Origin of the sequence: Lelliottia sp. AC1 (genome assembly GCF_023278595.1) — a bacterium.
Lineage (GTDB): Bacteria > Pseudomonadota > Gammaproteobacteria > Enterobacterales > Enterobacteriaceae > Enterobacter > Enterobacter nimipressuralis.
Genome location: NZ_CP025699.1, coordinates 3,221,885 through 3,229,495 on the forward strand (window position 1 = coordinate 3,221,885; position 7,611 = coordinate 3,229,495).

Annotated in this window: 6 protein-coding genes and 1 rRNA gene; 5 read left to right on the plus strand and 2 right to left on the minus strand. The window is 53.6% G+C overall.

Features of this window, described 5'->3' with window-relative positions:
* Positions 1-34 precede the first annotated feature (34 nt).
* The 5 genes from trxC to C0560_RS15265 all read left to right on the plus strand — a co-directional run bounded on the left by trxC (position 35) and on the right by C0560_RS15265 (position 5,755).
* On the plus strand, positions 35-454 hold the full coding sequence (gene trxC, locus C0560_RS15240) for a thioredoxin TrxC (protein ID WP_100779268.1): 420 nt from the start codon (positions 35-37) through the stop codon (positions 452-454).
* Between the two features lie 69 nt (positions 455-523).
* Entirely contained in the window at positions 524-1,222 is a 699-nt protein-coding gene (gene tapT / locus C0560_RS15245; RefSeq protein WP_123427046.1) for a tRNA-uridine aminocarboxypropyltransferase, read from the plus strand.
* Positions 1,223-1,257: 35 nt separating this feature from the next.
* On the plus strand, positions 1,258-3,921 hold the full coding sequence (gene pat / locus C0560_RS15250; protein ID WP_248858949.1) for a protein lysine acetyltransferase: 2,664 nt from the start codon (positions 1,258-1,260) through the stop codon (positions 3,919-3,921).
* 110 nt (positions 3,922-4,031) lie between these two features.
* On the plus strand, positions 4,032-5,387 hold the full coding sequence (gene pssA / locus C0560_RS15260; protein WP_123427042.1) for a CDP-diacylglycerol--serine O-phosphatidyltransferase: 1,356 nt from the start codon (positions 4,032-4,034) through the stop codon (positions 5,385-5,387).
* A gap of 44 nt (positions 5,388-5,431) precedes the next feature.
* Entirely contained in the window at positions 5,432-5,755 is a 324-nt protein-coding gene (locus C0560_RS15265; protein WP_100779264.1) for a YfiM family lipoprotein, read from the plus strand.
* On the opposite strand, the gene C0560_RS15270 is transcribed toward C0560_RS15265, so the two are convergent.
* Both C0560_RS15270 and rrf read right to left on the minus strand, forming a co-directional pair.
* Complete coding sequence (locus tag C0560_RS15270) at positions 5,752-7,047, minus strand: MFS transporter (protein ID WP_248858953.1); 1,296 nt, start codon at positions 7,045-7,047, stop codon at positions 5,752-5,754. The two genes, C0560_RS15265 and C0560_RS15270, sit on opposite strands and share 4 nt — an antisense overlap.
* A gap of 260 nt (positions 7,048-7,307) precedes the next feature.
* Positions 7,308-7,423, minus strand: a 5S ribosomal RNA gene (gene rrf, locus C0560_RS15275).
* Positions 7,424-7,611: the final 188 nt, after the last annotated feature.

Below are 7,611 nucleotides of genomic sequence, written 5' to 3' on the forward strand. Positions count from 1 at the left end.
CCGCTTTGTCCCACTGCTCTATCAGAGGTTAGTTATGAATACCGTATGTGCCAACTGCCAGGCTCTCAATCGCATTCCGGATGACCGAATTGATGATGGAGCGAAATGCGGGCGTTGCGGTCATGAGCTTTTCGATGGCGACGTGATTAACGCAACCGGTGAAACCCTCGATAAATTACTGAAAGACGATCTGCCGGTAGTCGTGGACTTCTGGGCACCCTGGTGCGGCCCATGCCGTAACTTTGCGCCGATTTTTGAAGATGTCGCTGAAGAGCGCAGCGGTAAAATGCGCTTTGTGAAGGTTAATACAGAAGCGGAACGCGAGCTGAGTGCGCGATTCCGTATACGCAGCATTCCCACTATCATGATTTTCAAAAAGGGTGAAGTCGTGGATATGCTCAACGGTGCCGTACCAAAGGCACCTTTCGAAAGCTGGCTGAACGAAACGCTCTGACAATCACGGGGCACTGCTTGTGCCCCGCTGTTCCCTCTGCGAGAATGGCGTTTTTTCTGCGCCTCTTCCATGACTGATAACGCCGTACTTCAATTGCGCGCCGAACGCCTGGCGCGTGCGACCCGCCCTTTTCTTGCCCGTGGCAACCGCATTCGTCGCTGCCAGCGCTGCCTGTTGCCGCTAAAACAGTGTCTGTGTGAGACGCTGGCTGCGAGCCACGCACAGAGCCGTTTCTGCCTAGTGATGTTTGACACCGAGCCGATGAAACCCAGCAATACCGGACGGTTAATCGCCGATATTCTGCCGAATACGGCCGCATTTCAGTGGTCCCGCACCGAGCCGCCGCAGGCACTGCTCGATCTGGTCGCCAGTCCCGATTATCAACCCATGGTGGTGTTTCCCGCCTCCTATGCCGGTGAAAGCCGCAAGGTAATCTCCGCGCCGCCCACAGGCAAACCGCCGCTGTTTATTATGCTGGACGGTACCTGGACCGAAGCGCGAAAAATGTTCCGCAAAAGCCCGTATCTGGATGCACTGCCGGTGATCTCCGTCGATCTGTCCCGCGTGTCAGCCTATCGCCTGCGTGAAGCCCATGCCGAGGGACAATATTGTACGGCGGAGGTGGCTATCGCCCTGTTAGATCTGGCGAATGACACCGAGGCTGCCAGCGCCCTGGGCCGCCATTTTTCCTGTTTCCGCGAGCGTTACCTGGCAGGAAAACCCACACATCAGGCCAGCATCACAGCAGAAGAGACGGAAAGCGTTTAAAATCATCAGGTCACTCGCGTTAACAGGAGACTTGTATGAGCCAGCGAGGGCTAGAAGCGCTACTCCGCCCTAAATCCATCGCCGTGATCGGAGCCTCGATGAAGCCCGATCGCGCCGGATATTTAATGATGCGCAACCTGCTGGCCGGGGGCTTTAATGGCCCTGTCATGCCTGTCACTCCCGCTTATAAAGCCGTTCAGGGCGTCCTCGCCTGGCCGGACATACAGAGCCTGCCGTTTGTCCCCGATCTTGCCATCCTGTGTACGCACGCCAAACGCAATCTTGCCCTGCTCGACGCGCTGGGTGAGAAAGGTTGTAAAACCTGCATTATTCTCTCTTCGCCGCCAGAACAGCAGGCCGAACTACTGGCCAGCGCGAGCCGGTACCAGATGCGTTTGCTTGGGCCTAATAGCCTTGGGTTGCTGGCGCCGTGGCAGGGGCTGAATGCCAGCTTTTCTCCAGTGCCGATTCGAAAAGGCAAACTGGCGTTTATCTCTCAGTCTGCCGCCGTGTCCAACACTATTCTTGACTGGGCGCAGCAGCGTGAAATGGGCTTTTCATATTTCATCGCGCTGGGCGATAGCCTGGATATTGATGTCGACGAGCTGCTCGATTTCCTCGCGCGCGACAGTAAAACCAGCGCGATACTTCTCTATCTGGAGCACTTAACTGATGCCCGACGTTTTGTTTCTGCTGCGCGTAGCGCATCACGTAATAAACCGATTCTGGTGATCAAAAGTGGCCGTAGTCCCGCAGCTCAGAAATTGTTGCACTCTCACTCAGGCATGGACCCGGCCTGGGATGCGGCCATTCAGCGCGCTGGTTTGCTGCGCGTGCAGGATACCCACGAGCTTTTCTCGGCCGTAGAAACCCTGAGCCATATGCGCCCGTTGCGTGGCGAAAGGCTGATGATTTTAAGTAACGGTGCGGCCCCCGCAGCGCTCGCCCTCGATGAGCTGTGGTTGCGTAACGGGAAACTCGCCACCCTAAGCGATGAGACGATTCGGCGGCTTAAAGAAGCGTTGCCTGCCAGCGTCACGCCGGGAAACCCACTGGATCTGCGGGACGACGCCAGTAGCGAGCGCTATATCAACGCGATCTCCCTGTTGCTGGATAGCCAGGATTTTGATGCGCTGATGGTGATTCATTCCCCCAGCGCCGTCGCCCCCGGTAGCCAAAGCGCACGCGCGCTGATTGATGCTGTCAAAAACCATCCACGCGGGAAATACGTCACGCTGTTGACCAACTGGTGCGGAGAATACTCTTCTCAGGAAGCGCGGCGTTTGTTCAGCGAGGCAGGACTGCCCACCTACCGCACGCCGGAAGGCACTATTACTGCGTTTATGCATATGGTGGAGTACCGCAGCAACCAAAAGCAACTGCGTGAAACGCCCGCATTGCCCGGCAATCTGGCCGCTAATGCGACCGAAGCGCACAACCTGTTACGCCAGGCCATTGAGGACGGTGCGTCTTCTCTGGATACCCATGAAGTACGCCCCATTCTGGATGCCTATGGTATGCAGACTTTACCGACCTGGATTGCGAGCGACAGCGCCGAGGCGGTGCATATTGCCGAACAGATTGGTTATCCGGTGGCGTTAAAACTTCGTTCGCCAGATATTCCGCATAAGTCGGATGTGCAGGGGGTGATGCTTTATCTGCGCACCGCCGCGGAAGTACAACAGGCCGCCGAGGCGATTTTTGACCGCGTAAAAATGGCCTGGCCGCAGGCGCGAGTTCACGGGCTTCTGGTACAAAGCATGGCGAATCGCGCCGGAGCGCAGGAATTACGAGTCGTGGTCGAACATGATCCGGTCTTTGGCCCGTTGATTATGCTGGGTGAAGGCGGTGTTGAGTGGCGACCGGCAGAACAGGCCGTGGTTGCCCTGCCGCCGCTGAACATGAATCTGGCTCGCTATCTGGTGATTCAGGCCATTAAGAGCAAAAAGATCCGTGGTCGCAGCGCGCTCCAGCCTTTAGATATTATCGGGCTGAGCCAGTTTCTGGTCCAGGTCTCTAACCTGATCGTCGATTGTGCTGAGATTCAGCGGCTGGATATTCATCCGCTGCTGGCGTCGGGCAATGAATTTATCGCCCTGGATGTCACACTGGATATTGCGCCCTTTACTGGTGATCGCGAAAGCAGACTGGCCATTCGCCCGTACCCCTTGCAGCTGGAGGAGTGGGTGGAGATGAAAAACGGCGAGCAGGTACTGTTTCGCCCGATCCTACCCGAAGATGAACCGCTGCTGCGAGCCTTTATCGCTCAGGTGACGAAAGAAGATTTGTACTATCGCTACTTTAGCGAAATCAGCGAATTTACCCATGAAGATTTAGCCAATATGACCCAGATCGACTACGATCGGGAAATGGCGTTTGTTGCCGTTCGCCATCGTGATGAAGGCGATGAGATCCTGGGTGTCACGCGGGCAATTTCCGATCCTGACAACGTCGATGCCGAGTTTGCCGTGCTGGTTCGCTCCGATCTGAAAGGCCTTGGTCTCGGTCGGCGTTTACTGGAAAAACTGATTGGCTATACCCGAGATCACGGTTTGCTCTGCCTGAATGGCATTACTATGCCGAATAACCGCGGCATGATTACCCTGGCGCGTAAACTCGGATTCGACGTAGATATTCAGCTGGATGAGGGAATTGTCGCCCTCTCGCTCCGCCTGGCATCGACGTCTGCTCAAGAGTAAGGTACTGGAAATGTTGACCACTTTCGTCAGTTCTGGTGGTATCATTGTCCGCTTATGTTGTCTGCAGATGCCAGATAACCCTTCAATGAACAGAGAAGATACGCACTGTGATGTTGTCAAAATTTAAGCGTAATAAACATCAACAACACCTTGCTCAACTACCGAAGATTTCTCAGTCAGTTGATGATGTCGAGTTCTTTTATGCTCCCGCCCATTTCAGGGAGACGCTTCTGGAAAAGATTGCGAGTGCCACGCAACGTATTTGCATTGTGGCGCTTTATCTCGAACAGGATGAAGGTGGACGCGCGGTTTTAAGCGCGGTCTATGAAGCTAAACGCCAGCGCCCGGAACTGGACGTTCGTATACTGGTTGACTGGCACCGTGCACAGCGTGGACGAATTGGCGCTGCCGCATCCAACACCAATGCCGACTGGTACTGCCGTATGGCGCAGGAAAACCCAGGCGTTGACGTCCGTGTGTATGGTGTTCCTGTCAATACGCGCGAAGCCCTGGGCGTTCTGCATTTCAAAGGATTCATCATTGATGACAGCGTGCTGTACAGCGGCGCCAGCCTCAATGACGTTTACCTGCATCAGCTCGATAAGTATCGCTACGACCGCTACCATCTGATTCGCAATGCGCAGATGGCGGACATCATGTTTAACTGGGTCGATCAAAACCTGGTTCATGGTCGTGGCGTCAATCGTCTTGACGATCCTAATCGTCCAAAAAGCCCGGAAATCAAAAACGACATTCGCCTTTTCCGTCAGGAATTGCGCGATGCGGTTTATCATTTCCAGGGGGACGCGAATAATGAACAGCTGTCCGTTACGCCGCTGGTCGGGCTGGGAAAATCCAGCCTGCTGAACAAGACCATCTATCATCTGATGCCGTGTACTGAGCAGAAGCTGACGATCTGTACGCCGTACTTCAACTTACCGGCAATCCTGGTGCGTAATATTATCCAGCTGCTGCGCGATGGGAAAAAAGTCGAAATTATCGTTGGGGATAAAACCGCGAACGACTTCTTCATTCCGGAAGATCAGCCGTTCAAAATTATCGGTGCGTTGCCCTATCTTTATGAAATCAACCTGCGTCGCTTCCTGAGCCGCTTGCAGTATTACGTCAACACCGATCAACTGGTGGTGCGCCTCTGGAAAGACGAAGACAACAGCTATCATCTGAAGGGGATGTGGGTTGATGATGACTGGATGCTGCTGACCGGGAACAACCTCAACCCGCGCGCCTGGCGCCTGGATCTGGAAAATGCCATTCTGATCCACGATCCGCGACATGAGCTTTCAGCCCAGCGTGAACGTGAACTTGAGCTGATTCGTACCCATACGACTACCGTTCGCCATTACCGCGATCTGCAAAGTATTGCTGACTACCCGGTGAAAGTGCGTAAGCTTATCCGCCGTTTACGCCGTATTCGTATTGACCGTCTGATTAGCCGCATTCTGTAACGACCAGGCCCTGTCAGTGACGGGGCTTTTTTTTGGAGTCTGTTATGCGCGTTTTGCTCCTGCTCATTTCCCTATTACTTTCAGGCTGCAGTCATATGGCTAATGACAGCTGGCAGGGTCAGGATAAAGCCCAGCACTTTATCGCCTCAGCGATGCTTTCCGCCGCCGGTAATGAATACGCGCAGCACCAGGGTGTGAGCCGCGATCGCAGCGCCGTTTACGGATTCATGTTCTCCGTCAGTCTGGGTGCCTCGAAAGAGTTATGGGACAGCCGCCCTGCAGGGAGCGGCTGGAGCTGGAAAGATTTTGCCTGGGATGTTGCCGGTGCCACCACCGGCTATGCGGTGTGGCAACTGGCACATTATTAAAGACGAATGCCTTTCCCCTTGCGGTGTAGCATCAGTGAGACAATAAACGCCAACGCCCCCATGATGGTGACATACCAGAAAAAGGTGTTTTCACTGCCTACCGATTTCAGTGTTAACGCGACATATTCTGCCGAACCGCCGAAGAGTGCATTAGCAACCGCATACGACAATCCCACTCCCAGAGCGCGGACCTGAGCAGGGAACATTTCTGCTTTCAATATTCCGCTTATCGACGTGTAAAAACTCACGATAATCATCGCCACCATCACAAGTGCGAAGGCTGCATAGGGAGATGATACATGTTGCAGCGCGGACAAGATTGGGACTGTACATAGCGCGGATAACCCACCAAAGATGAGCATGGATGTCCGCCGCCCGATTCTGTCTGACAGTGCGCCAATCAATGGCTGAATCAGCATGAATACAAATAAAGCCGCCGTCATGACGATACTGGCCACATTGGCATGCATCCCGGTGGTGTTCACCAGGTACTTTTGCATGTAAGTGGTGAACGTGTAAAAGCTCAGCGAACCGCCAGCGGTAAACCCTAATACCATCACAAAGGCTTTCCGGTTACGCCATAACCCTTTCAGCGAGCCTGCTTCTTTCAGTGCCCTCACCTCTTTTTGCGAGGTTTCATCAAGCTGTCGGCGCAGCCACAGAGCCACGACCGCCAGAACCGCTCCCATCGCAAAAGGTATGCGCCATCCCCAAGAATGCAATTGCTCATCCGTCAGCACCTGCTGCAGAACAACCACCACTAAAATAGCCAGCAACTGCCCGCCGATCAGTGTGACGTACTGGAAGGAGGCGTAAAAACCTTTCCGCCCTTCCACAGCAACTTCACTCATGTAGGTAGCACTTGTACCGTATTCACCGCCGACGGAAAGGCCCTGGAACAATCGAGCCAGTAATAACAGCGCGGGTGCCCACGTACCGATCGTGTCATATCCCGGCAGACAGGCAATCACCAGCGATCCGAGGCACATCATGCAGACAGAGATCAGCATTGAGGTTTTACGCCCTTGTCTGTCTGCAATTCGGCCAAACAGCCAGCCGCCAATTGGACGCATCAGAAATCCTGCAGCAAATACCCCTGCGGTTTGGAGCAACTGGGTAGTCGTGTTGCCGGACGGAAAAAAGATATGAGCAAAATAGAGGGAACAAAACGAGTAAACGTAGAAGTCGAACCATTCAACCAGGTTGCCGGATGACGCGCTGACAATCGCCCATACTCTGCGCCGGGTATCGCTGTCAGCCAGCGTCCCGTGCGATGTGATACCTTCGGTCATGTAAGTGTGCTCCTGCCATAAGACTTAAGCGTGTTGGACACTAGCATCCAATCATTTAGTAAATGAAATGTTATATTTTTGTTATATTTAACATTGTGATTTGAATCACACATTTACTTAGCAGGGTAATCGATTAGGAGGAATACCAGGAATGCAACGGAGTGGTGAGAAAGTTTCACGGAGGGAAGCAGAGGAATAAACAAGAAAGGACAAAAACGCAAAGAGGCCATCCTTGCGGATGGCCTCTTCACTTAATTAATGCCTGGCAGTTCCCTACTCTCACATGGGGAGACCCCACACTACCATCGGCGCTACGGCGTTTCACTTCTGAGTTCGGCATGGGGTCAGGTGGGACCACCGCGCTAAAGCCGCCAGGCAAATTCTGTATCAACACGCATTCCTGCGAATCAATTAATCTGTATCAGCTGAAAATCGGTCTCTGCTTCGCCAAAACATCTTCGGCGTTGTAAGGTTAAGCCTCACGGTTCATTAGTACTGGTTAGCTCAATACATCGCTGCACTTACACACCCAGCCTATCAACGTCGTAGTCTTCAACCTTCAAC